Annotated in this window: 22 protein-coding genes; 15 read left to right on the forward strand and 7 right to left on the reverse strand. The window is 52.7% G+C overall.

Annotated features, from left to right (window positions below):
- Position 1: 1 nt before the first annotated feature.
- From RSX24_RS22615 to RSX24_RS22630, 4 genes are all read right to left on the reverse strand, one after another.
- Positions 2-901: a DUF4097 family beta strand repeat-containing protein gene (locus RSX24_RS22615; RefSeq protein WP_343261839.1), complete on the reverse strand. Its 900-nt coding sequence runs from the start codon at positions 899-901 to the stop codon at positions 2-4.
- Between the two features lie 3 nt (positions 902-904).
- Entirely contained in the window at positions 905-1,501 is a 597-nt protein-coding gene (locus RSX24_RS22620; RefSeq protein WP_236413204.1) for a DUF1700 domain-containing protein, read from the reverse strand.
- Entirely contained in the window at positions 1,494-1,823 is a 330-nt protein-coding gene (locus RSX24_RS22625; RefSeq protein WP_339275072.1) for a PadR family transcriptional regulator, read from the reverse strand. The genes RSX24_RS22620 and RSX24_RS22625 overlap by 8 nt, the downstream gene beginning before the upstream one ends.
- Before the next feature lie 259 nt (positions 1,824-2,082).
- Positions 2,083-3,624: an FAD-dependent oxidoreductase gene (locus RSX24_RS22630; protein ID WP_339275070.1), complete on the reverse strand. Its 1,542-nt coding sequence runs from the start codon at positions 3,622-3,624 to the stop codon at positions 2,083-2,085.
- A 342-nt stretch (positions 3,625-3,966) separates the two neighbouring features.
- On the opposite strand from RSX24_RS22630, the gene RSX24_RS22635 reads away from it, so the two are divergent.
- Entirely contained in the window at positions 3,967-6,786 is a 2,820-nt protein-coding gene (locus RSX24_RS22635; protein WP_343261840.1) for a glycoside hydrolase family 3 C-terminal domain-containing protein, read from the forward strand.
- A 211-nt stretch (positions 6,787-6,997) separates the two neighbouring features.
- On the opposite strand, the gene nrdG is transcribed toward RSX24_RS22635, so the two are convergent.
- Both nrdG and RSX24_RS22645 read right to left on the reverse strand, forming a co-directional pair.
- On the reverse strand, positions 6,998-7,507 hold the full coding sequence (gene nrdG, locus RSX24_RS22640; RefSeq protein WP_343261841.1) for an anaerobic ribonucleoside-triphosphate reductase activating protein: 510 nt from the start codon (positions 7,505-7,507) through the stop codon (positions 6,998-7,000).
- Positions 7,504-9,465 carry an anaerobic ribonucleoside triphosphate reductase gene (locus RSX24_RS22645; protein ID WP_236413196.1) on the reverse strand — a complete coding sequence of 654 codons (1,962 nt, stop codon included), beginning with the start codon at positions 9,463-9,465 and terminating at the stop codon, positions 7,504-7,506. The genes nrdG and RSX24_RS22645 overlap by 4 nt, the downstream gene beginning before the upstream one ends.
- Before the next feature lie 313 nt (positions 9,466-9,778).
- Between RSX24_RS22645 and RSX24_RS22650 the strand changes: the two genes are divergently transcribed.
- Positions 9,779-10,717, forward strand: a complete 939-nt coding sequence (locus tag RSX24_RS22650) for an aldo/keto reductase family protein (RefSeq protein WP_343261842.1) — start codon at positions 9,779-9,781, stop codon at positions 10,715-10,717.
- Between the two features lie 100 nt (positions 10,718-10,817).
- On the opposite strand, the gene RSX24_RS22655 is transcribed toward RSX24_RS22650, so the two are convergent.
- The gene (locus tag RSX24_RS22655) at positions 10,818-11,936 is read right to left on the reverse strand and encodes a GGDEF domain-containing protein (protein ID WP_236413194.1); all 1,119 of its coding nucleotides are present in this window, start codon (positions 11,934-11,936) and stop codon (positions 10,818-10,820) included.
- 279 nt (positions 11,937-12,215) lie between these two features.
- Here RSX24_RS22655 and RSX24_RS22660 point away from each other — a divergent pair, with 279 nt between their 5' ends.
- From RSX24_RS22660 to RSX24_RS22720, 13 genes are all read left to right on the forward strand, one after another.
- The gene (locus RSX24_RS22660; RefSeq protein ID WP_236413193.1) at positions 12,216-12,611 is read left to right on the forward strand and encodes a Fur family transcriptional regulator; all 396 of its coding nucleotides are present in this window, start codon (positions 12,216-12,218) and stop codon (positions 12,609-12,611) included.
- Positions 12,587-13,393: a winged helix-turn-helix domain-containing protein gene (locus RSX24_RS22665; protein ID WP_343261843.1), complete on the forward strand. Its 807-nt coding sequence runs from the start codon at positions 12,587-12,589 to the stop codon at positions 13,391-13,393. Before RSX24_RS22660 ends, RSX24_RS22665 begins: the two co-directional genes overlap by 25 nt.
- Before the next feature lie 236 nt (positions 13,394-13,629).
- Positions 13,630-15,093, forward strand: coding sequence for a catalase (locus RSX24_RS22670; protein ID WP_339275064.1), 1,464 nt, complete (start codon positions 13,630-13,632; stop codon positions 15,091-15,093).
- 233 nt (positions 15,094-15,326) lie between these two features.
- Positions 15,327-15,743, forward strand: a complete 417-nt coding sequence (locus RSX24_RS22675; RefSeq protein ID WP_343261844.1) for a BlaI/MecI/CopY family transcriptional regulator — start codon at positions 15,327-15,329, stop codon at positions 15,741-15,743.
- Between the two features lies 1 nt (position 15,744).
- Positions 15,745-16,605, forward strand: coding sequence for a M56 family metallopeptidase (locus RSX24_RS22680; protein WP_343261845.1), 861 nt, complete (start codon positions 15,745-15,747; stop codon positions 16,603-16,605).
- 46 nt (positions 16,606-16,651) lie between these two features.
- Positions 16,652-17,056 carry a DoxX family protein gene (locus RSX24_RS22685; protein WP_236413187.1) on the forward strand — a complete coding sequence of 135 codons (405 nt, stop codon included), beginning with the start codon at positions 16,652-16,654 and terminating at the stop codon, positions 17,054-17,056.
- Positions 17,057-17,318: 262 nt separating this feature from the next.
- Positions 17,319-18,272, forward strand: coding sequence for an ABC transporter permease (locus RSX24_RS22690; protein WP_236413185.1), 954 nt, complete (start codon positions 17,319-17,321; stop codon positions 18,270-18,272).
- Positions 18,269-19,234, forward strand: coding sequence for an iron chelate uptake ABC transporter family permease subunit (locus tag RSX24_RS22695; RefSeq protein ID WP_290371415.1), 966 nt, complete (start codon positions 18,269-18,271; stop codon positions 19,232-19,234). The genes RSX24_RS22690 and RSX24_RS22695 overlap by 4 nt, the downstream gene beginning before the upstream one ends.
- A complete protein-coding gene (locus RSX24_RS22700) occupies positions 19,231-19,989 on the forward strand; it encodes an iron ABC transporter ATP-binding protein (RefSeq protein ID WP_343261846.1) in 759 nt (252 codons plus the stop codon). Before RSX24_RS22695 ends, RSX24_RS22700 begins: the two co-directional genes overlap by 4 nt.
- Before the next feature lie 30 nt (positions 19,990-20,019).
- Positions 20,020-21,012, forward strand: coding sequence for a siderophore ABC transporter substrate-binding protein (locus RSX24_RS22705; protein ID WP_343261847.1), 993 nt, complete (start codon positions 20,020-20,022; stop codon positions 21,010-21,012).
- Between the two features lie 216 nt (positions 21,013-21,228).
- Positions 21,229-22,815 carry a spore germination protein gene (locus RSX24_RS22710; RefSeq protein WP_339275060.1) on the forward strand — a complete coding sequence of 529 codons (1,587 nt, stop codon included), beginning with the start codon at positions 21,229-21,231 and terminating at the stop codon, positions 22,813-22,815.
- Positions 22,816-22,819: 4 nt separating this feature from the next.
- Positions 22,820-24,019 (forward strand): Ger(x)C family spore germination protein, encoded by a 1,200-nt coding sequence (locus tag RSX24_RS22715; RefSeq protein ID WP_236413178.1) that lies wholly within the window; start codon positions 22,820-22,822, stop codon positions 24,017-24,019.
- Positions 24,012-24,233 carry a hypothetical protein gene (locus RSX24_RS22720; protein WP_236413175.1) on the forward strand — a complete coding sequence of 74 codons (222 nt, stop codon included), beginning with the start codon at positions 24,012-24,014 and terminating at the stop codon, positions 24,231-24,233. Before RSX24_RS22715 ends, RSX24_RS22720 begins: the two co-directional genes overlap by 8 nt.
- Positions 24,234-24,252 lie beyond the last annotated feature (19 nt).

Genomic DNA, 24,252 nt, shown 5'->3' on the forward strand with positions numbered 1-24,252 from the left:
CTTATTGGGTAATTTTGATATTGCCTGAGGTCGTACGAACCTTAATTACGTCGCTGCTCGTCATTGGCGAGTCGGGCGTGGTGATGTCCCCCGAGGTGGCCCGAGTGTCGTATACGCCGGCAAAATCGGCTGCGGCCTGAATGCGGACGTCGCCGGATTGGCCCGATACGTCGATCGACCCTGCCGTCGCCTGTTCAATGTCGACGTTGCCTGAAGTGAATTGAACGTTAGCCGTCCCATGGAGATCGGCTACACGGGTGTCGCCGGATTGGATGGAGCTATGCAGATCGCCGGTCAAACCTTCAATCTGCAAACTGCCCGATGTCTGGGATACGTCCACGTCGCCCTGGATCCCGGATGCCTTGATATCTCCCGAGGTCAGGTCGAGCCGAATGTTCGGCGCATGGATGTCCTTGAGGCCGACGCTTCCTGACGTATTGTCCAGCTCAAGCGTTTGGGCGTTTAGCCCTTGCAATTCGATATCGCTGGAGGAAGAGCTGATTTTGACTTCGTTTAAATGGTGTCCCGCAGGCAGGGCAACGGTCATCGTTGATTTCAAATCCTCCCAGTAGAGGTTGAAAAATTGGAAACTTGCGTGCTCCGTATCGGAAAGAACGAAGGTCCCATTCGATAATGCAGCCTTCTTGAAGCTTTCGACGGTGGCTGGATCCCATTTTCCATTAACTTCGATATAGCCGTTTGCATCGGGGCTTTCGATAAACCGGATACCCCCGTCAAAATGGGCATCCAGGATCAGGCGCTGCAGCTGGTCGTTCTGAAATTCCCAGCGTTTCGAGTATGCTTCCCGCTGATCTCCGAACTGAAACCCGTATACCGAGGTACCGATGATTCCGATGAGGATGAATACAAGCGCAGCAGTAACCCATTTTTTGACCGTCATGGATTAAGCCCCTCCTTTCCATGTTTTAAGGTTCCAGCGGATGTACCCGGCTGTTGTGGCGGCAAATCCGTTGAACAACCATTTGGCTGCCAGCGCAAACAACATGCCTATGCCGCATACGCCAACGGCTACGAAAATTTCGGCCATCTCCAGATGATTGAAATAAACGAAGTCGACTGCTGCAGCGATGGGAGCCAGCATAAGCAGTGACAGGCTGGCAATGGCCAGCCAGATGGACCAAAGGGTGGCGCCGAGAGGAATGCCGAGAATGAGATTCAGAAAAATCAGTCCGATGCCTGTAAAAAGGGTGCGTGCCGCGCTGCTGCTCTGATGTCGGGCCGGCGATCCGTAAGGCGGGGGTGGATAGTCAAAATGATCATAGCCTGGCGCTGACGGCGCGGCCGCATAACGGTCGCCCAGCGCCTCACGCGCGAGTTCCTCGGGCTGACCGAGTTCGAACACGATCGTTTCTTCGGCTTTTCCTTCCTGAAGCCCCTGCTCGAAATGCTGGTCATAGTCCGATAACAGCTCATTGCGTTCCGACGGATCCATCGGCCTTAAATGAAACTCCATCGCCTGCATAAATTGTTGTCTATTCATTCAGGTTCCCTTCTTCCAATAGATTTGACACATTGCGCACGAATTCGTTCCATTCGCTCGAGAGCGTCCTCATGTAGTCGCGTCCTGCATCGGACAGCTTATAATATTTCCGGGGCGGACCTTCACTCGATTCCTGCAGATAAGTGGTGCAGTAGCCTTCGTTGACGAGTCTGCGCAATAGCGGGTATAACGCGCCTTCAGCTACTTCAATATGTCTGGAGACCGCCTGTGCCAGTTCGTAGCCGTAACGGTCCTGCCGATGAATCAGCACCAGGACGCACAGTTCCAGAACTCCCTTTTTGAACTGGATGTTCACGTTCACGCAGGTCCCTCCTTGAATTCGATGTTTTTTTACTATTGTGTAATGTTCAGTAGTACAGAAACAATGATACCATCAGGTACTGTATAATGCAAGATAGTGAATTAAAATGGGCTCTGGAACATGATTTTACGCATGTAAACGTCTTTTGAGAGGCAGTGCGGGTTCCCCCTAAAACAGCATACGGCAAACCTGAATCGATAACCTCCGCCCTGAGACGGATTTCGATCCAGGTCCTTAAAGCCGATGCCGTATTCAAACGTTATTGCGGTGTTTCAAGTGCGGGCAGGTCCTGCGTGGCAGGGCCTTCGATGACTTTGCCGGTGTAATCAAATCGCGAACCATGGCACGGGCAATCCCATGTACGCTCGCCTTCATTCCATTCCACCTCGCAGCCAAGGTGGGTACAGGTCGTATCTACAAGGAACAGCTTGCCGCTGTGGTCCTTGTAAGCTCCGGCGCGTTTGCCTTGGTGACGGACGACGGATCCTTCGTCAGTCCCCAACTGGTCTGCGGTGGCATGTGTCAGGCCAACCTTGCCGGAGATCAGCTCTTTGGCGACGTTGGCATTTTCGACCACGATGTTTTTCAATCCGGGATCGGCCTTGAACCGTGCGGGATCGAATATGGCCGCATGGGGATTGTCCCGTCCGGTGATGCGGTCGGCAAGGATATGGCCAGCCATCGTACCGGTCGTCATGCCCCATTTGGCAAACCCGGTAGCGACGTATACGCGCTCATGTCGCCCTGTAATTGGGCCGATGTAAGGTACCTTGTCGATCGAGACCAGGTCCTGGGCCGACCAGCGAAAAGGAATGCTGACGATGCCGAACGTATCCTCCGCGAAACGTTCCAGATTTTCATAATGGCCGAAGGTGCAGATGCCTTGGCCCGTTTTGTGGTTTTCTCCCCCGAACACGATGAGCTCCTTGCCTTCATGCATGACCGCACGGAGCGAACGTCTGGGTTCGTCGTCCGAAATGTACATCCCTCCGGGGTATGGCTTCCCGGGCTCGACTGCAATGGCATAGGAGCGCTCGGCATGCAGGCGTGTGAAATAAAAGCCCGGATCATATACGGGAAAATGGGATGCCACGACGATATGCTGGGCGGTGACGGACGAACCGTTGTAAGTCCGCACATGCAGGGACGCATCTTCCTCCACGTCCGTTGCCGTGGTTTTTTCGTAGAAGCGGACGCCATTTTGCACGGCTTCATCGAGCAAATAATGCAAGTACGCCAGCGGATCGAAGCGCGCTTGCCCCGGCATGCGTATGCCGGCCCTGGATTGGACCGATACGGGAAGGGAGGAGACCCAATCGCCGGAAATCCCCAGCTTGTCGTAGGCGGTCAGCTCAAACTCCATCTTTTTCAAATTGTCCTCGGATTGAATGTACACATAAGCATCTTCTTCAGCCCATTGGCAATCGATTTGTTTCTCCTGAACCAAGGCTCGCATCCAACGGATGGCCTCCGTATTGCCGTCGTAATACATGCGTGCCTGTTCATGTCCGAAGTGCTGCAGCAGCTCGTTATAGACCACTCCATGCTGCGCCGTCACCTTGGCGGTCGTATGTCCCGTCGTCCCGTCCAGTACCTTGCCTGCTTCGAGCACAATGACGCTCAATCCCGACTGGGCCAACAAATAGGCGGTCGTTATGCCGGCAATTCCTGCGCCGATGATCGCAACGTCTGCGGTTGCATCCTCTTCAAGCGTCGGAAAGGTCGGGAATGTATGCGTGCTTCTCCAGAGCGAGTTAGGAAATTCAGGCAGTCTGGTAGGGGGATGCTGTTTGCTGTTCATTCGGTTTCCTCCTGTTTGGTGATTCTGGTCTCACATTTATTCATGATTGCCATTCGATTTAGGAAAAAAACGATCAAAGCGGATATCCTGTGGGTAATGTTCACATTTTCCTGGAGTCGCCCCCTGTTTTTTTTAACGAACATGTTTTATGATAGGAATACCGAAACCGTTTTAGTAAATAGGTTATTATAAGGCTGGGAAGACGATATCCCTTGTAAATAGGGGGTATTCTCCATTTTTATAAACCAAAAAAACAGAGTGGTAACAGCTTCATTGGAGATTGTTAATGTATTCGCTATCATGGCTTGATTAACTATGGCTATTTAAAAGGAGATTTCCGATATGACCAACCAGACCAAATATCCTTTCCAGGATACGACGCTTGAACTGGATGTACGGGTTAAAGACCTGGTATCCCGTCTCACCGACGACGAGAAAATCGAATCCATGCTGCAGTATCAGCCTGCCGTCGAACGCCTCGGCATCGCTGCGTACAAACACGGAACAGAAGCGGCCCACGGCTTGGCATGGCTTGGCGAAGCGACTTCCTTCCCGCAGCCGGTAGGCTTGGCCTGCACATGGGATACCGACCTGATGAAAGAGATCGGTTCGGTGATCGGCGATGAGGCACGCGTATTTTACAAACGCAACCCGGCGGTAAACGGCTTGACGCTGTGGGCGCCTACCGTCGACATGGAACGCGATCCGCGCTGGGGACGCAACGAAGAAGCTTACGGCGAAGACCCTGAACTGACGGCGGAACTGACGACAGCGTTAGTCAAAGGGATTCAGGGAGACCACCCGAAGTATTATAAAGCGGTTGCCACGCTGAAGCATTTTTTGGCCAACAACAATGAGGTGGATCGCGGCAGCGGTTCCTCCAGCATTGATCCGCGCAATATGCGCGAATATTACTTGAAAGCATTTGAGAAACCGTTCAAGGAGGGCGGCGCACAGTCGATGATGACGGCGTACAACTCCATTAACGGCACGCCGGCGCTGCTCCATCCGTTCGTGAACGAGATCGTCAAAGGCGAATGGGGCATGGACGGTTTTATCGTCAGTGATGCAGGGGACGTTATGGGCATCAAGAACGATCATAAATACTATGATTCCCACACACCGGGTACGGTGGAGTCCGTAAAGGCAGGCATCGACAGCATTACCGATGATGCGGATTTGTCCAAACAAGCGCTGCGCGAAGGGCTTGAGCAAGGTTTGCTGACTATGGAAGATATCGACCGTGCGTTGTTCAACACGTTCCGCGTTCGTTTCCGCCTGGGCGAGTTCGATCCGGCCGAAGGCAATCCGTACGCTTCCATCGGCGAAGAAGCCATGATGACCGAGCAAGCCAAAGCATTGACGCTCAGAGCGGCAAGAGAACAAGTGGTGTTGCTCAAAAACGATAACGGCACGCTGCCGCTGGACAAAACCAAGTCCGGCAAGGTTGCCGTCATCGGACAGCTTGGCGGAACGGTTTACCGCGACTGGTATGCAGGAACGATGCCTTACAGCGTATCCCCGCTTGAAGCCATCCAGGGCAAAATCGGCATCGACAACGTTACGTACAAAGACGGGGACGACCGGATCACGCTGACGTCGATTGCAAACGGCAAGGCCGTAGGATTGGCAGACGGGGAAAAAACGCCTGTCATCGCTTCCGGCCAAGCGGAAACGTTCAAGCTTACCGATTGGGGCTTTGGCAGCTATACGCTGCAGGCGGAGAGCAACAATAAATACCTCACCACGGACGAAGAGACAGTAACCGCTTCTGCGGACGAAGTTTACGGCTGGTTCGTCAAAGAGGTATTCCATCTGTTGCCTCAAGAGGATGGCAGCGTTGGCCTCACGACATGGAACGGCAAAACGGTCACTGCGCCGAACGGCGGCCAGGATGCCTTCGCCGTGTCGGAAGAAATCAAGACGTTTGGTGCGGAACAAACGTTTAAGAAAGAGATCGTCGTGAACGGTTTGGAGGAAGCGGTCGCTGCCGCGAAAGAAGCCGAAACGGCTATCGTGTTCGTGGGCAACAATCCGCTCGTGAACGGCAAGGAAGAGATTGATCGTCCCGGCCTGGATCTTGCAGAATCCCAGCAGCGCCTTGTCGAGGCTGTACATGCGGCAAATCCAAACACCATCGTGGTCATTGTGGGCAGTTATCCGTTCACTTCGAACTGGGTACAGGAGAACATTCCAGCGGTGCTGTACACATCCCATGCCGGACAGGAGTTGGGCAACGCCGTCGCTGACGTGCTGTATGGCGACTATGCGCCGGCAGGCCGCCTGAACATGACGTGGGTGAAATCCGCCGACCAACTGACCGACATCAAAGATTACGATATCATCCAATCCGGAAGAACGTACCAGTATTTCGAGGGAGACGTATTGTATCCGTTCGGTCATGGTCTGACGTATGCTCCGTTTAAATACAGTAACCTGGCGCTGAGCCCCGCAAGTGCGGGAACGGAAGAGAACGTAACCGTTACGGTGGACGTGACGAATACCGGGTCCGTGGCGAGCGACGAAGTGGTGCAGCTGTACGTTCGTGCCGGCCAATCGCGTGTGAAACGCCCGCTCAAAACGCTCAAAGGCTTCCGTCGTCTTCATATCGAAGCTGGAGCTACCGTGAAAGTCAGCTTCACGCTGCCTGTTCAGGAACTTGCCATTTGGGATGTAACCCGGGACCGTTATGTAGTAGAGGCGGGGACTTACTCCATTATGGTAGGTAAATCCTCATCCGATATTCAGCTGGTTGCCGATCTGAGCGTGGATGGAGAAACGATTCCTCCGCGCAACCTGGCTGCAGCAACCCGTGCGGAAAATTACGATGCATATGCCGGCGTGGATCTGGATGAAAGCAAGGAAGGCGGCACTGCCGTACGTGTTACGGGCGAGCAGGGATGGATTGCCTTCAAAGATGCCGATCTGGGCAACGGTGCGGCCGCATTCGAAGCACGCGTATCGGCAGAGCTGGACCATGCGGCAATCGAAGTTCGTCTGGATGCTCCGGACGGCCCGCTTGCCGGACGCGCGGAGGCTTCCAAGGGCGGAGCGCAGCAATGGTCTACCTTGAAGGCAGAGCTTCAAGGCGCTTCCGGCCAACGCGATGTATACATTGTGCTGTCCGCCGGTGTGCGGATCAGTTATTTCGAAATCCGATAACCGAATTTTTGGTTATTCATCATCAAGGCGTCATATGCCGAGGCAAAAAGGCAGCAGCTCCTGCAGTCAGGGGCTCTGCCTTTTTGCCGTCCTTACCGTTCCTCCGGCGTAACCAGTCTTTTGCCCAAAATGTTTCAGCTGTCGGGGTTGGTTTCGTTCAGGGCGGATCAATGGTGCTATGCCAATGCAATAATTAAACAAAAAAACACCGTTACAATGCATCCGTCTGCATTATAACGATGTGATTGCTGGCCAAGGTGGCTTTTACGTCAATGATCCGTTGATTTCGGCTGCCGCGGTAAGGCAGCGAAATGTCCCGTTCTGCGGCCAGATAAGGGCCGTCGATGATCGCATCGCACAGCTGGGCAAGCTCGGCTCTTGCCGGGTCGGCGATCAGTTCATCGTAGACGAATCCGGTATACGCCCACACGCTAAGGTCCGGCCTGACAGTACGAAGCTCACGTACCCATGCGCTGCATTCCGCTGCGGAGAAAAAAGGATCGCCGCCGCATAACGTAACTCCTTCCAGCAGCGGATGGTCCGCGATTTCCTGCAAAATCTGCCGCTGCCGCTCTGCCGTAAAAGGCTCTCCTGCCCGAAAGCTCCAAGAGTCCGGGCTGAAGCAGCCCGGGCAGGCATGGCGGCATCCGCTGATGAACAGTACGGCCCTTAGACCCGGTCCCTCATTGACCGATTCGGGGATATAGCCGAACAGGTTCATTTATGCTTCACCCGATCCCGGACCTCGGCCTGCTTCGCGGCATTGAAGCGCACTTTATAGTCCCCGGTCAGGTAACCGGTCACCCGGCGCAAGCGCTGGATATGTACCTGATCCTCATGGGCCTGGCAGCCTGGGCAAACTGCGCCGATGACCCCCTCATAACCGCATCCTGTGCAGCGGTCGATCGGGTGGTTGATGGAGAAGTAGCCGATATCCTGGGCAAGGGCAAATTGCACGATGCGTTGAAACGCGGTCGTGTTGGCACGTACATTGCCGTCCAACTCGATATAGGAGATCGCTCCGGCATTGCATAACGCATGGAACGGAGCCTCCAGTTCGATTTTGCGATAGGCCGGCAACGCGTGGTAGACCGGAACGTGGAACGAGTTGGTGTAGTATTCGCGATCGTTGATGCCTTCGATCAGGCCATAGTTGGCCCGGTCGATTTTGGTGAATTTGCCGGAAAGGCCCTCCGCAGGTGTTGCGAACAACGTAATATTCAGGTTATGGGCGTCGCTCATGCGATCACAGAACTCCCGCATCGTGCGGATGACGTTCAGCGCTTCCTGGTGGATGCTCGGGTCCTGTCCATGATGGCGGCCATACATCGCCGTCATGCATTCCGCAAGCCCGATGAAACCGACGGACAACGTACCGTGCTTCAGCAGGTCGGCCACCGGTTCATCCGGCGCAAGGCGTTCGCCGCCTTCCCATACGCCTTCCCGCATCATGAAGTCCGACGCTTTGGCGGGCTGGCCGGTCTGAATGCGGTAACGGTGCAGCAGCCCGCGAACCGCATTGCGCATAACGGAGTCGAGCGCCTCATAGAATCCGCTGCGGTCGGCGACGGCCCGAGTGCCCTGGCAAATGCCGAAGCGAATGCCCAATTTAACGAGATTGATCGTATTAAAGGACAGGTTGCCTTTGCCGCTCTGGCGGTTGCGCCCGAAACGATCGGCCAGCGTGCGCGTCCGGCAGCCCATGGTTGCAATGATCGTATCGGGGTCCTCCGGCCGGTAATACGGCAAGTTGAAGGAGGCATCGACATTGACGAAATTGGGATACATCCGCCGTGACGAGCAGGTGATCGCGAGCCGGAACAGATCGTAATTCGGCTCTCCTTCGGCCTGGTTGATGCCTTGCTTGCACTGGAAAATATGCTGCGGGAACACAGGCGTCTCGCCGTTCCCCAGCCCGCGGATGGTCGCTTCCAGCAGCGACCGGGAAACGAGGCGGCCCTCGGCGGACGTGCACAGCCCGTAGTTGAGCGACGTGAACGGAATCTGCCCGCCGGCCCGGCTGCTCATCGTGTTCAGATTGTGGATCAGCGACTCGGCGGCCTGTCCCGTCTCCTGCTCCGTTTCTTCGCAGGCGAACGCATAGGCTTTCGGGCAGGCGCGTTGTGCCTGCTCGCTATCCAGATGCAGCTGCTCGTCCCCGATCGCGGCCTGTTCCCCGAACAGCCGCTGTCCTTTGCGGTAATGCTTGCGGAAGGAGCGCTGTACGTAAGGCGCCAGGTCCCAGTCGATTTTGTTGGCCGAGACGCCGCCGTATTGGCTGTTTTGCTGGGACTGGAAAATGATCGCAACCAGCGCCATGGCCGACATGATCGTTTGCGGAGTACGCACCGAGCCGTTGCCCGTGTTGAAACCGGAAGCGAGCAGCCGGTCAAACGGAATGAATATGCAGTTCGTCGTTCCAAGCGCGTATTGGTCCAGATCGTGCACGTACAGATCGCCGTTCTCCACCGCTTCGGACAGCTCCCGGGGCAGTACGTGGCGCATGGCATGCCATTTCGCCGTTTCCGAACCGAGCCTGCTCATTTTTCCGCTGAAGGAATCGCCATTGAGGTTGGCATTTTCCCGAAGTGTATCCGCATCCTCCGCACCGATGATTCGCCGCCCGAGATCGGACAGCAGGTCCGGGGACGGCGGGGCAACGCGTTCAAGCGTACTCATATCAAAATTCCTCCCATAATCCATTGATCTATAAAGTTATGTCGTTGAATACTAGATATAGATGAACATTACCTATTTATAAACTATATATAGGCTTTTTGGGTGTGAGGATAATCACACTGTCTCGCCCTCGGGAGCCGTATTCCCCATCGCTGCACGGATAAAAAAATTTCGAATTTGAAGATGGATGCCGCCTATGAACATGACCCTATTGGGTTCATGGACAACTTTGGACTGTTTATTTGCGCAATGTGCGGTAAAATGGAAAGGGAACTTTATCCATAACCTATTGCATGAGGAGGATGTAGAATCAATGGAATATCGCAGACTGGGCAAAAGCGGACTTAAAGTAAGCGAGATCAGCCTTGGCAGCTGGCTGACATATGGCGGGTATGTGGAACGCGAGAACGCGGTTCGCTCCATTGAAACCGCATTCGATGAGGGCATTAACTTTTTCGATACAGCGAATGTGTATGAGCGCGGAGCGGCAGAGGAGCTGCTTGGACAGACGCTAAAAGCACGTCCACGCGATTCATACGTTCTGGCCACCAAGGTGTTCGGCAAAATGGGCGACGGCCCCAATGACCAGGGCTTGTCCCGGAAGCACATCATGGAGCAGTGCGAGGCCAGCCTGAGACGGTTAGGAACTGAATATGTAGATATATATTATTGCCACCGTTATCACGAGGAGACGCCGATCGAAGAAACGCTGCGTGCACTCGATGATCTCGTGCGTCATGGCAAAGTGCTGTACGTGGGCGTCAGCCAGTGGACGGCAGCGCAGATGGAGGCCGCGCTGGGCACGGCAGATCGTTTGCTGCTGGATCATATCGTTGTGAACCAACCCGTATACAACATGTTTGATCGTTACATTGAGAAAGAGATCATTCCGCTCGGCGAGCGCAAAGGCATCGGACAAGTGGTATATTCGCCGTTGGCTCAAGGCTTGCTGACGGGCAAATACACGTCCGTATCCGACATTCCGGAGAACAGCCGGGCTGCGAAGCTGGGTTGGGACGAAGGCAAAATCAATGCCGACAAGATCGCCAAAGTGAATCGGCTCATCGAGGTTGCGAACAAACTGGAGATCAAAGTGGGGCAGCTGGCCTTGGCCTGGATTTTGCGCCAAAGTAACGTGTCCAGCGCGCTCGTGGGAGCAAGCCGTCCTGAACAGGTCAAAGAAAACGCGGCAGCTTCAGGCATCAAACTGGACGCGGAAATCATCGGCGAAATTGAACGCATTTTGGCCTGATTTGCGCATAAAGGCGTGATCGGCCTCTAAACGATCGAAAAAGGGATACCCCAAGCGCCAGTCTCGGGGTATCCCTTCATATTTGTTTCAGTCGGGCGGGTCAGCACTCGCCGGTTTGCAGTTCGATCGGCTTCGGAATGGAGCATACTCTGTTCCGGCCGGTATTTTTGGCCTCATACAATGCACGGTCCGCGTGTTCGAAGAGGTCGTTGTCATCGTATTCGTCGCAATGATCCGGAAAGACGGCAACGCCTATGGACACGGTGAGGCGAACGGTGCTGCCGTCAGGCAGGGCGAATACGTATTTTTCGACGGCATGCCTGATGCGCTCCGCAATGGCCATGGCCTGATGTGCATTGCAGTCTATCAGCAATACGGCGAATTCCTCGCCGCCGTTTCGTGAAACGAGGTCGGTCGGCCTCGCCTGGTTCAGGAGCAATTGCCCGATTTGCTTCAATACGGCGTCCCCGGAACTATGGCCGTAGCTGTCGTTTATTTTTTTGAAACGGTCGATGTCGATGGCGAGAAGCGAGAGATATTGGTTATGCTGCCTGGCTTGCTGAAGCTGGAGTTCCAGCGATTTTTCGAACTGCCTGCGGTTGCCCAGGTTGGTCAGATGGTCCGTGGAGGCCCGCCGTTCCAATTGGAACAGCAGTTCATTCGATTTATTGATAAATTCCGCGATGACATAAATGAACAATCCCCCGATAAAGGAGATGGCCATCTGCAGCGGATACACTTTCATCAACGAATTCATGCTTGACGTGTTCATGATCAGGATAATAAAGATGAGCGACATGCCCAGCAGGTTCATGGTTATGATTTTGGTTAATCTGGCCCAGGAGGCATAATGGAAATATACGCCCGTCAGTCCGATGATCGTCAAGACAAAAGCCGAGTCGATGGCAGAAGAGGACACGCCAAACAAGACGATGCGCAGCAAGGCAATGACAAGCCCGGACACAACTGAAGCCATGCCGCCGACATATACGGCAGCGGTAACGACGGCAAGATGGCGCAGATCAACGATGGTCGTTTCGTTCAAAGGGAAAGAGTAGTTCATAAGCACCGTGCCATAGATTCCGAACAATAGGCCTCCGATGAGCTGAGTACGGATCGAAGGCTCGGAAATGCGAATACCATAAAATTTAGCAAGGATTCCCGATATGTACATAAAGGTGATCATGACACAGACATTTACGAAAAAAGTGCTTATCAACAAACTCTCCTCCTCTCAGCGCACATTCTTTTATTCTATATGAAAAAAGGGCTGGTGGCGAACCATATTATCCCGCGATATAGAGGCGGATGGTGGTGAAAAACGTTGAAAAAGGGCAGGGATTACCGAAAACGGAGGGCTTTGTTGACTTTTTTGTATATAAAGATTTATACTTAATCTAAATTGAAATTGATTATGATGATTCAAAACAATATAATGGCCGCTTGAAGTTATGTGAACTTTGGGCGGTTTGAATGGATAGAGTAAAGGAGAATGGCTGTGAGAACGTTAAATTTGACGATACAACGACAGGCTGTTTACGATGTGGTTCGCCACTCGGAAGATCATCCGACTGCGGCGGACGTCATGAACCGATTGGTGGAGCAGGGATATAACCTTGCTTACGGCACGGTGTATAACTCGCTGCGGTATTTGACCGAGAAGGAACTGATTCGCGAGCTGAAGCTGGGAGAAGCGGCAAGCCGCTACGATGCCCGGATGGATGACCACCAACATATTATGTGCGAAATGTGCGGCAAAGTGGATGAAGTCATGACCGTGGTTCCACCCGAATGGTTGAAGCAGGTGGCCGACGAAACCGGGTATGCAATCGACCATGCTCATGTGGTCTTTGGAGGTGTCTGCGAAGAATGCAGGAACAAACGGGGCAAGTGAAAATAAAGCTGTCCGGTCGCCGTTTGCCGCTGCGGGTCAAGCCGGCTTTGTCCGAACAAGTGCCTATGGTAGAGGCATGCCCCGTTACGCGGCGCGTCATTCTGATTAGCCCGATGCCGGGCCAGGTGCATGAACTCGTCAAAGCACTGACCGACAGCTGCTTTGATGTACTGGTATTTCACCGGTGGGAACCGGATCTGCATGAACGTCTTGTATTTGACCTGTTGATCTACGATCTGTCCGTGGCTGGAACCATCGATGCTTTTGCCGGCATCAGCAGCCGCTTGAACCGCGAGGCGGAACATGTTACGCCATGTTTGTACCTGGTTGGGGAAAATATGATCGGCAACGCCAGCGGGCCAATGCTGCAGGAGGAATTGCTGGTCTGGCCGGCCCGTCCGCAGGAGGCGCTTTACCGCGTACAGCGCATGATCGGCAATAGTCCGATATTGCCCAAACGCGCGTTTTTGCCGGAGGAGGATCATCGCATCGGCTTCAAGGATTTATGGCTGGATCGAGAGAAGATGAGCGTGCAGCGGGATAACACCCGCATTCATTTGACGAAAACGGAGTACGATTTGCTGGTGAAGCTCATCGATGCCAAAGGCGCGGTCATCTCTCGCGAGGAAATGCTCAGCGACATTTGGGAAACGGACTTTACCGGAGGAAGCAACGTGGTGGATGTGCATATCAAAAGCTTGCGCAAAAAGCTGGGGGATAACGCGGCTTCCCCGCAATATATCGTAACGGTAAGAGGAGTGGGCTACCGCCTGGCGGATTAGTCCGCTCTTTTTTTTGCCATATCCATGCTCATGTTTCATTCATGAAGAACGCCCAAATCTCATCGTAAACTCATGCGAATCTCATGCAAGCCGATAGGGTACATGTTAGAATCGATTTAACAGTTAGATCTAGTCTAAATGTACATTCAAATGCGACCCATTTGCATATGAATTTGATATACACCCATGGCGTGGCATACCCCACATGATAATGACTGAATAAGGAGGAGCATGATATGACAGAACGTTTGACCACCAACCAAGGCGCACCGGTAGGAGACAACCAAAACTCGCGCACCGCAGGGAGAAGGGGCCCCACATTGTTGGAGGATTACCACCTGATCGAGAAAATTGCTCACTTTGACCGGGAGCGGATTCCGGAACGCGTCGTGCATGCCAGAGGTGCAGGAGCCCATGGCGTATTCAGGCTGGAAGAGAGCATGAAGGAATTCACGAAGGCGGATTTCCTGCAGGAGCCGGGTACCGAGACACCGGTGCTGGTTCGTTTCTCCACGGTCATCCATGGCACGGGTTCGCCGGAGACGGCGCGTGACCCGCGCGGTTTTGCCGTGAAGTTGTATACGAAGGAAGGGAACTACGACATCGTGGGCAATCACTTGCCGGTGTTCTTCATCCGGGATGCGATAAAGTTCCCCGATATGGTCCATTCGCTTAAGCCGGCCCCGGATACGAACATCCAGGACCCGTCCCGGTATTGGGACTTCATGACGCTATCGCCCGAATCCACGCATATGCTTACCTGGTTATTCTCCGATCTCGGCACGCCGGCCAACTACCGGCAAATGGACGGATTCAGCGTGCATGCCTTCAAATGGATCAACGCAGAGGGCAAGGTTCATTATGTCAAATACAAATGGGAGTCGTTGCAAGGCGTTCGCACGTTCTCCCGTGAAGAGGCCGCGCAAGTGCAGGGGCAAGATTTCAACCATGCGACCCGCGACCTGTACGATCACATCAAAAATGGCGACTTCCCTCAGTGGAGGCTCATGGTGCAGCTGTTGACGCCGGAGCAGATGGACGATTTCGCCTTTGACCCGTTGGACCCGACTAAAACATGGCCGGAGGATGTCATCCCGTTCCGCCCCGTAGGAACGATGACCTTGAATCGCAATCCGCAAAATTTCTTTGCCGAAGTGGAGCAGGCTGCATTTTCTCCAAGCGTGGTGGTTCCGGGAATCGAACCTTCCGAAGACAAATTGCTGCAGGGCCGCCTGTTTTCTTATCCGGATACGCAGCGGCACAGATTGGGACCGAATTATATGCAAATTCCGGTGAATTGCCCCTACGCTCCGGTTCGCAATTACCAGCGCGACGGTCTGATGAACGTGAACCAGAACCCGTCTCCGGTAAACTACGAGCCGAACAGCTATGAAGATACTCCGAAGGAAGATCCGGCGTATCGGGATAGCGAGGCGCCGCTGCAAGGGAACGTGACTCGGGAACGGATTGAAAAGACGGATGATTACACACAAGCTGGCGAGCTGTTCCGTTCGTATACGCCACAAGAGCAACAGAATCTCTTGAGCAATCTTGTAAATGACCTTAAGGGAGTTCCTGTGCAGATCCAGATGCGTGCACTGTGTCATTTCTTCCGGGCGGACGCGCAATTGGGAGGTCGACTTGCCCATGGGCTTGGCGTAGATATTTCTGCCCATATGCCGACAGGGCAACAAGATTAATCGAGCCTACCTGTAATGATCACGATCCCTAAAGGGGATGGAATGAAGCAAATGCCGCTTTAAAAGGCGGCATTTGCTTTTTTTTTATCTTACGAACTGAGCGCCGTATTTTTTGCTCCAGAGGAATGGAAGGAATTACTGCATTTTTCAAAATAATCACAACCAACTCGTGATATAAAGGTTGACTTCCTGCTATACGAAACTACAATGGGTAGTGTGAGGGGTGTCGGATCATGAAAATACTTAATTTCAAAGTGGGAGAACGTGGATTGAATCGTTTCTTTGGTCCACTGGAGGCCAAAATCATGGATGTGCTGTGGAGTCGCCCTGGCAGCAGTATCCGTGAGGTGCAAACGGCGCTTGAACAGGATCGGGACGTCAACTTCAACACGGTCATGACGGTGATGAACCGGCTTGTGTACAAGGGATTGCTCAGCAAATCGCAGAAAGGCAGAACTTCGCTGTACCATCCGGTGCAGAGCAAGGAACAGTTCATGAATGACCAATCGAAGGAGCTTTCGCATGAACTGGTCGACGAGTTCGGGGCCTTGGCCGTAAACCATATGCTGGATGCGTTGGAGGATGTGGATGCAAGCTTGATCGAACGGCTGGAACAGAAGATCAAAGAGTGGAAAAAGGAGAACAACTGACATGTGGGCGGCGCGTTCGAAGCTGCTGTTCGCCGTTGGGCTCGGCATTCCACTGCTTGTGTTCCTTCAGATGTCGATGTACCTGCTGTACAAAATGTTTGGATGGGACATGCCGTTTAACCTGCTCTGGCTGTGCAATCATTGGATGAGCCGAATGGGTTGGACATGGGTGGGCCATGTGCTCGTCGGATTGGCGATCATAACATTTGCGGGCACGGGGTGGCTTTTGGTTCATCGGTTGATGAAGACACGGGCAGCGATGAAAAAGTTGTGGAGGATCGAGGATAAAGGATGGTCACGCAGCCTGCAAACCAAATACGAACATGTGGGGCAGACCGGATTTATCGTAGTGGCCGAAAAGGCTCCGCTCGCGTTCACTATCGGGCTGTGGAGGCCGCGCATCGTTTTGTCGACAGGCCTTCTGAACATGCTGGATAACGATGAAGAGGAGGCAGTCGTTTATCATGAGCTTCATCATCTCTGGCATCGCGACCCGCTCAAAACGACGCTGCTGACCGTATTTGCCAGCATGATGCCTTATCTTCCCGTTTTGAAGCATGTCGCGAAACATTACGGCATCGTCCGGGAAATACTGGCGGATAACGAAGCGATCAGGCGTACCGGGAACGTTGCCGGCATTGGGAGCGCGCTGCTCAAATTGATACGTGCCTGTCCCGAGTCATGGCGAGTCAGAGACATGTCGGTACAATCGTCGTTTGCCGATGTATCGGTGAACGTTCGAATTTCGAGGCTGCTCGATCCCGAACAGGAGGTTGCGCTAACGCTGCCGCGATTTGCGGTACTGGTGTCCGCGACCGCCATTCTTATGTTATCGGTCCTGTTTGTGTGGTCGATTGGCTGACCATTTCCGGTTCAGCCCACCCCGAATGGAAGGAGGAAGATGAAACTTGAATAGTAGAAGTGTGGAAATCGGATTGTTTTTTCTGAGGATCGCCATAGGAGCGGTCTTTGCATTGCATGGCTGGAGCAAGTTCGAAGGCGGTATCAGCAATACGGTAGGCTTCTTCGAAAGTCTTGGCGTTCCTGGATACCTTGCCTCCGTTGTGGCCATCATTGAACTCGCAGGCGGAGCAGCCGTGATTCTAGGCCTGGGCACCCGCGTATTTGCTGCGCTGTTCATTGCCGTAACGGCCGGAGCATTGATCATGGCCAAGGCGGATGCGCCGTTTCTGGGCGGAACGGAGCTGGAATATACGCTGCTGGCAAGTTCGCTTGCCTTGTTATTCACAGGCAGCCGATTTCTTGCGCTGGACCAGCTTTTCTCAAGGCAGTCCGGTTCAGGACACCGTTGATGTTTTAGTTTGAAGGGCATATGGAGTGAAACGTACAGGATATGGCAGAAAACAACCTGCTTCGGCAGGTTGTTTTCTTTTTTTGCGCAATTTCCAACCTGTTCAGGACGATGAAGTGGGTTGACAATCAATTTAATAAAAACTAATATAATGGACAATGTCGATAATGAATATCATTATCATAAGAATCAAACAGATGAAAATTGGCTGCAAGAAGGGGTACTTCCGTTTTACGGCTATAAGCGAGGGGTCTGTAAGAGAGATGAAGTTGAGGTACATGCTGGTCATACTGCTGGTTTTGTCTTTCGCGTACATATTTATCGGCAATTCAGATATTGCGCCTTGGGATTTATTTGACCTGAATGCTGTACAGCTGCAAGTGCTGCAGGTCAGTCGGATTCCGCGCCTGATCAGCATCCTTGTCGCCGGGGTCAGCATGAGCGTCATCGGACTGATTATGCAGCAGCTCACACGGAACCGGTTCGTCTCGCCTACGACGGCGGGAACGATGGATTCGGCACGGCTCGGCATTCTCGTCACGTTGATGTGGTTCCCGGGCGCTTCTCCTTTGCAAAAAATGTTGGTGGCCTTTGTTTTTGCCTTGGCGGGCACCTTCATTTTCATGCGTATTCTGGAGCGGGTCAAATTCAAGGATACCGTCTACATTGCGCTTCTGGGCCTGATGTTCGGGAATATCATGAGCTCGATCACGACGTTTTTTGCTTATAAAAATGATCTCATCCAGAATATCTCCTCTTGGCTGCAGGGAGATTTCTCGACCATCATGAAAGGCCGGTATGAGTTGATTTATATCAGCATCCCGCTGCTGGTGATCGTCTACCTGTTTGCCAACCGGTTTACGCTGGCGGGCATGGGAGAAGATTTCGCCACCAATCTGGGGCTTGCTTATCGGAGAGTTGTGAATATCGGACTCATTCTGGTTGCGATGGTGTCGGCTGTCGTGATCATCACGGTAGGAACGATTCCGTTTTTGGGGCTGGTCGTGCCGAACATCGTCACCCTGTACAAGGGGGACAATCTCCGCAGTACTTTGCCGCATACGGCGGTGCTTGGCGCCATTTTTGTGCTGGTCTGCGACATTCTGGGACAACTCGTCATTTATCCGTATCAGCTGTCCATCAGTCTGACGGTAGGCGTGGTCGGCAGCGTATTGTTCCTGTATTTGCTGCTTCGAAGAAAGGCGTATGCATCATGAACATGAAATTTACGGCTAACACGTGGAAGTTTATTTTGCTGGTCGCGGCAGCAGTCATTCTGGTTGCGGTGTTTATGACCATCCAGGCAGGCGGGAACTGGGATTACATCTTGCCTCGGAGAGGGAAAAAAATATTGGCGATCGCGCTCACCGGGGCGTGCATTGCCTACTCCACGGTCATCTTTCAGACGATCACGAACAATCGCATTCTTACGCCGGGCATTATGGGCCTGGACTCGCTGTATATGCTGTTCCAAACCTTTGCGGTATTTGTGTTTGGCAGTGCACATATCAGCTTCATCAACCAAAATATCAACTTTGCCGTATCGGTTGCACTGATGGTGCTGTTCTCCCTGCTGCTGCATCAGTTCATGTTCCGCAGGGAGAGAGGGCGAAACATCTACCTGCTGCTGTTGGTAGGTTTGATTCTCGGCACGTTGTTTCAGAGCATGTCCACATTCATGGAAGTCTTGATCGATCCCAATGAGTTTTTGGTGCTGCAGGGCAAAATGTTTGCCAGCTTCAATAACGTCAATACCGATCTGCTGATCATTTCCATGGCGGCGATCGTGCTGATTCTACTTTATGCTAGACGATTCAACAAATACCTCGACGTCTTGTCGCTCGGCAAAGATCATGCAGTGAACTTGGGCGTGGACTATGCTCGGATCGTCAAACGTCTGCTGCTGGTTGTCATGGTGCTGGTATCCATCTCTACCGCGCTTGTCGGTCCGATCATGTTCCTGGGCCTGCTTGTGGCGAACGTGGCCCATCAAGTATTCAGAACCCATAGGCATATCGTGCTGCTGTGGGGCTCCGTGATGATCTCGATCGTAGCGTTGGTTGGCGGGCAGCTGATCGTTGAAAGAGTATTTACCTTTGCCACTACAGTGAGCGTCATTATCAATTTTATCGGCGGTGTCTATTTCATCTATTTGCTGCTAAAGGAGAATAAGTCGTGATAGAAGTCAGAAATGTCACAAAACAATACGGCGGAGTCCGGGTAGTGGATGATGTCTCCATAAACATCGCCAAAGGCAAGATCACTTCGTTCATCGGCCCGAATGGTGCGGGGAAAAGCACGCTGTTATCCATGATTACGAGATTGATTGAGAAGGATTCCGGCCAGGTGCTTATTGAGGGGCGTGAGCTCGGGACCTGGAAAAGCAAGGAGCTTTCCAAAAAAATATCGGTGCTGAAGCAATCCAACCATATTAATATCCGGCTGACCGTAGAAGATCTGGTTGCTTTTGGACGCTTTCCGTACTCGCAAGGGAGGCTTACGCCAGAAGACAGGCTGCATATTCAGGAAGCGATCGATTATATGGATTTGGGGCCGTTTCAGAAAAAGTATCTGGATGAACTGAGCGGCGGCCAGCGGCAGCGTGCTTACATTGCGATGGTCATCGCTCAGAACACGGAATACGTGCTGCTGGATGAACCGCTCAACAATCTGGACATGAAGCACTCCGTGCAAATTATGAAGGTGCTTCGCAGGATGGTCGATGAACTGGGCAAAACGGTCGTCATTGTCATTCACGACATCAACTTTGCTTCCTGTTATTCGGATCATATCGTCGCGCTTAAGGATGGGCGAGTTGTGCAGGAGGGCAGGACCGAAGACATCATTGACACGGAAGTGTTGAGAGAGGTTTACGATATGCACATTCCCGTGCAATGGATTGACGGACGTAAAATTTGCGTTTATTTTTCATAATTCACAATGAAAGGCGAGAGGTGTTCACGAATGAAAAAAGTATGGTTATTCACGTTGTTGCTTGCGCTGTCTGTTGTGATGGCGGCATGTGGTGGAGCGAAATCAGCCGAGAATGCGGGACAGGGGAATGCGTCCGGGACGGAAACCCAGGCTTCGACACCTGCTGAAACGGATGGAGAGATTGTGGTCAAACATATGCTGGGCGAGACGACCGTGAAAAAAAATCCGCAAAAAGTCGTTGTCTTCGATTACGGAGTTCTCGATTCCCTCGACCAATTGGGCGTTGAAGTTGCGGGCGTTCCCCAGGAGGGCGTTCCCCCGTATCTGTCCAAATATAACGATGAGAGCAAATACGCCAACGTGGGCGGGCTGAAAGAGGCCGACTTTGAGGCGGTCAATGCCTTGAAACCGGACCTGATCATCATTTCGGGGCGTTTGCAGGATTCGTATGAGGAATTGAGCGACATTGCCCCTACCATCTACATGGCCGTGGACAATGCCGATTACATGAACAGCCTGAAAGGGAACGTAACGACGCTTGGTCAAATTTTCGGCAAGGAAAAAGAGGCTGAAGAAGCCATCTCCTCCATCGAAGCCTCGATTAAAGCGCTGAACGATAAAGTGAAGGCTTCAGGCAAAAACGCGCTGGTCGTACTGACGAACGAAGGTAAATTGAGCGCATATGGCGCCGGTTCCCGGTTCGGCGTAATTCATGACGTCTTCGGCTTCAAACCTGCCGATGAAAATATTGAGGTGTCCACGCACGGACAGAGCGTTTCCTTTGAATACGTGATGGAGAAAAATCCGGATTATTTGTTTGTCGTGGATCGCAGCGCGGTCGTTTCCGGCCAGGGAGAAGCCGTTCCGGCCAAGCAGGTCATCGAGAACGATCTGGTGAAAAACACAAATGCCTTCAAGGAAGGTCATATCGTATACCTTGATCCAAACTACTGGTATCTGTCCGGCGGCGGGCTCGAATCTTTGCAAGAGATGATCAAGGAAGTGGATGCCAACGTGCAATGAGTCCATTGTCTTAGACCCACCCATTAAGGTTTCCTTTACACCGTTTTTACATAGAGGTCATCCGAGTACACAAACTCGGGTGGCCTTTTATTTGTTCTTCTGTAGTTCACATCCTATGGACCGCATTGTTATTTCACCATTTTGAAAATTGACACATAATTCCGTTTATGCTGGCACAAGCTACCGTGTATAGATTCGAGAACGGAGGGACGGTACATGGCTGGAAACAAAACGGAGGGAGGACCTTCTTTCCCCAATTCTCAAAATAAAAAACACATTCCATTGGGATTGCCCGCCCCGCCTTTTGTCCGGCAGCCCATCGGTGCGACCCATGAGAGCCATCTGGAGGCGCTTAAAGAGATCTTTTCGGATGCCTCGGACGTGGTCTTCCGAAACGTCATGATTTCGCCCGACGTGCAAGGATTGCTGGTATACATCGAGGGCATCGTCAATTCCTCGGACATTCAGGAACATATGCTGCGTCCGCTCATTCGAGGCTTGGTGGAAGATCGGACCAATGAGCCGGAAGCGCCTCTGGACGACACGCGAGTCGCATTGACCCAGATCAAAAAGGTAGATTCCTGGGCGGAAGCCACTGACGGGCTTCTGGAGTCATCGGTGTTGCTGCTTGTGGACGGCAGCAAGGAAGGCTGGTTGTTCAATGTAAAGGGGGGCGTTCGCCGCGGCGTTGAAGAACCGCAGACGGAGTCCGTCATCAGGGGACCGAGGGAAGGGTTCACGGAGACGCTTCGCGTGAACACGGCCTTGCTTCGTTTCAAATTAAAAACATCCTCGCTGAAAATGCTGAGCATGACGATGGGCACCGAAACGAAAACCAATGTGGTGCTGACCTATTTGGAAGGCATTGCCGATCCCAAGCTGATCAAGGATGTGAAGGAAAGGTTAAACAAAATCAAAATCGATGGCATCCTCGAAAGCGGATATATCGAAGAACTGATCGAGGATCATCCCTTTTCTCCGTTCCCGCAAATGCACTATACAGAGCGTCCGGACACGGTTGCCGGCAATCTGTTGGAGGGGAGATTTGCCATTTTTGTGGACGGAACGCCGTTTGCGCTCATCGCGCCGGTCACGATGTGGCAGATGCTTCAGGCCAGCGAGGATTATTACGAACGCTTCTTCATTTCGAATCTCATCCGCTGGATCCGATTCCTTTTCGTGGCCATTGCGCTTTTCCTTCCGGCGCTGTATATCGCGATCACGACGTTTCACCAGGACATGCTGCCGACCACGCTCATTCTGAGCATCGCCGCTGCCCGGGAAGCCATTCCTTTTCCCGCACTGGTGGAGGCGCTAATTATGGAACTATCCTTCGAAGCATTGCGCGAAGCGGGGGTCAGGCTGCCCAAAACGGTGGGACAGGCCGTCAGCATCCTGGGCGCGCTCGTGATCGGGCAGGCTGCTGTTCAGGCCGGCATTGTGTCTGCGCCCATGGTCATTATCGTATCGATGACAGGTATCGCGTCATTTACGATTCCCCGGTTCAACTTTGCGATCACGGTGCGTTTGCTGCGGTTTCCGATCATGCTGCTGGCAGGTATGCTGGGTCTATATGGCATCGTTATCGGGCTTGTGCTGATTTCCGTGCATCTGACGCAGATGACTTCCTTTGGCGTTCCGTATTTGTCCGGATTGAGCCCATACCATAAATCGGATACGAAGGATATCGTGATGCGTGTGCCGTGGTGGAAAATGGTTCGTCGCCCTTCCAAGGTTGATGTCGATCAGAGGCGCATGAATCCAAATATCAACGGGTCGCCGGAGTCGGAGGAAGGATGGTGAGATCATGCTGAATTTGCATAAGCGGCGTGCCATGGCAATGTTGCTCCTGCTCACCGTTGTCCTCTCGGGATGCTGGGATCGCGAGGAAATCAACGACATCGCTTTTGTCATCGGCATAGCCATTGACAGGGAGGATAACAACTATCGGTCAAGCCTGCAGATTGCGCTTCCGGGCCAGGCCGGTTCCACGGGAAGCGAAGGGGGAGGAGGCGGCACCAGCGGGGACAAGTCCTGGTTCATGCTGTCCAATACGGCCAAAACGCTGCGCGGAACGTCGCTTGAAGGCCAGAAGTCACTTTCCAGACGGCTGTACTATGCGCACCGCCGTACATTGCTGATCGGCGAGGAGCTTGCCAAGGAAGGGGTTGCCCCCATGCTTGATTTGCTGACCCGTTATCCATTAAACCGTTTCTCGGCCTTGCCGATCGTAACGAGGGGGCCGGCTTATAAAGTGCTGGATGCCGATGCCCCTATCGAAAAGTTCCCTTCCGAAATGGTACGGGAGCTGTGTCTGCTGAACATGCGGCACCCGCGTTCGCTCAAAACGTTTATCGACTCCATTTTGGCCGAGGGGATCGATCCGTTTCTGCCAGTCGCTTCCGTGACTGAGAATGTCCCTGAAAATTGGAAGAATGTAAAAACAAACATCAAGCTGGACGGAATTGCCATATTTATTAAGGATAAACTGGTAGGCATGATAGACAAAGCTCCGGCAGACGCGCTTATTTTGGCCATGGGCGAGGCCAACGAACCCGAGATCATGGTTAAGGCGCCACGCGGGAAGGGGGATATTTTCATCAAGTTAAACGAGAATAATTCTTCCTTGCGGCCCCATGTGGTCAACGGAAAGGTCAGCGTTAAGATTCAAATGTATGCAAAGGGCGTCATCGTGGACAACGAGTCCAATTACGGTGATCTTAGGGAAAACGAGATCATGAGTTTAAATAAAGCGATCCATCAAAAAGTGAAAGCGGATATTGAAGAAGGCGTGCAGCTGCTTCAAAAAAAATATCGGGCCGATATTTTGGGGGTGGGCCGTGCGATCTATCGTAAATATCCGAAAGAATGGGACAAGCTCAAAGACCGATGGAGAGATATCTACCCGGACATTACGGTTGAGGTCGAGCCGCACATTATCATTGAAAATGTCGGTATCGTCAACAAGCCGATTGGCGTAGTCGAGGAGGATATCATCCATGATTAAGCCGCTGTTGTTTACCTATTTGGCCATGGTCGTCGCCGTTCTTTTTATGGATTTCAAACATCTGCGGCAAGCGGCGGCGGTAAACCGCTGGCTTTCCTATGGTTTGATCGCTGTTACGACAGGCATATGGTTATACGTCATCCAGCTCAAAAAAACGTTTTTTGTATCTGTATGGATCGCCCACCTTATTCAGCACTGGCTTCCTTTGCCTTAAAAAGCGGATACGACACGGG

Origin of the sequence: Paenibacillus hubeiensis (genome assembly GCF_032334105.1) — a bacterium.
Classification (GTDB): Bacteria; Bacillota; Bacilli; order Paenibacillales; family Paenibacillaceae; genus Paenibacillus; species Paenibacillus hubeiensis.

Bases quoted from the DNA above. Each gene is read 5' to 3' on its own strand.
- nrdG (WP_343261841.1), bottom strand. From the start codon at position 7,507: ATGAACCTGTTCGGCTATATCCCCGAATCGGTCAATGAGGGACCGGGT.
- RSX24_RS22645 (WP_236413196.1), bottom strand. From the start codon at position 9,465: ATGAGTACGCTTGAACGCGTTGCCCCGCCGTCCCCGGACCTGCTGTCC.
- RSX24_RS22695 (WP_290371415.1), top strand. From the start codon at position 18,269: ATGAACATGAAATTTACGGCTAACACGTGGAAGTTTATTTTGCTGGTC.
- RSX24_RS22635 (WP_343261840.1), top strand. From the start codon at position 3,967: ATGACCAACCAGACCAAATATCCTTTCCAGGATACGACGCTTGAACTG.
- RSX24_RS22720 (WP_236413175.1), top strand. From the start codon at position 24,012: ATGATTAAGCCGCTGTTGTTTACCTATTTGGCCATGGTCGTCGCCGTT.
- RSX24_RS22620 (WP_236413204.1), bottom strand. From the start codon at position 1,501: ATGAATAGACAACAATTTATGCAGGCGATGGAGTTTCATTTAAGGCCG.
- RSX24_RS22675 (WP_343261844.1), top strand. From the start codon at position 15,327: ATGAAAATACTTAATTTCAAAGTGGGAGAACGTGGATTGAATCGTTTC.
- RSX24_RS22665 (WP_343261843.1), top strand. From the start codon at position 12,587: ATGCAGGAACAAACGGGGCAAGTGAAAATAAAGCTGTCCGGTCGCCGT.
- RSX24_RS22680 (WP_343261845.1), top strand. From the start codon at position 15,745: ATGTGGGCGGCGCGTTCGAAGCTGCTGTTCGCCGTTGGGCTCGGCATT.
- RSX24_RS22690 (WP_236413185.1), top strand. From the start codon at position 17,319: ATGAAGTTGAGGTACATGCTGGTCATACTGCTGGTTTTGTCTTTCGCG.
- RSX24_RS22650 (WP_343261842.1), top strand. From the start codon at position 9,779: ATGGAATATCGCAGACTGGGCAAAAGCGGACTTAAAGTAAGCGAGATC.
- RSX24_RS22615 (WP_343261839.1), bottom strand. From the start codon at position 901: ATGACGGTCAAAAAATGGGTTACTGCTGCGCTTGTATTCATCCTCATC.
- RSX24_RS22670 (WP_339275064.1), top strand. From the start codon at position 13,630: ATGACAGAACGTTTGACCACCAACCAAGGCGCACCGGTAGGAGACAAC.
- RSX24_RS22715 (WP_236413178.1), top strand. From the start codon at position 22,820: ATGCTGAATTTGCATAAGCGGCGTGCCATGGCAATGTTGCTCCTGCTC.
- RSX24_RS22705 (WP_343261847.1), top strand. From the start codon at position 20,020: ATGAAAAAAGTATGGTTATTCACGTTGTTGCTTGCGCTGTCTGTTGTG.
- RSX24_RS22630 (WP_339275070.1), bottom strand. From the start codon at position 3,624: ATGAACAGCAAACAGCATCCCCCTACCAGACTGCCTGAATTTCCTAAC.
- RSX24_RS22710 (WP_339275060.1), top strand. From the start codon at position 21,229: ATGGCTGGAAACAAAACGGAGGGAGGACCTTCTTTCCCCAATTCTCAA.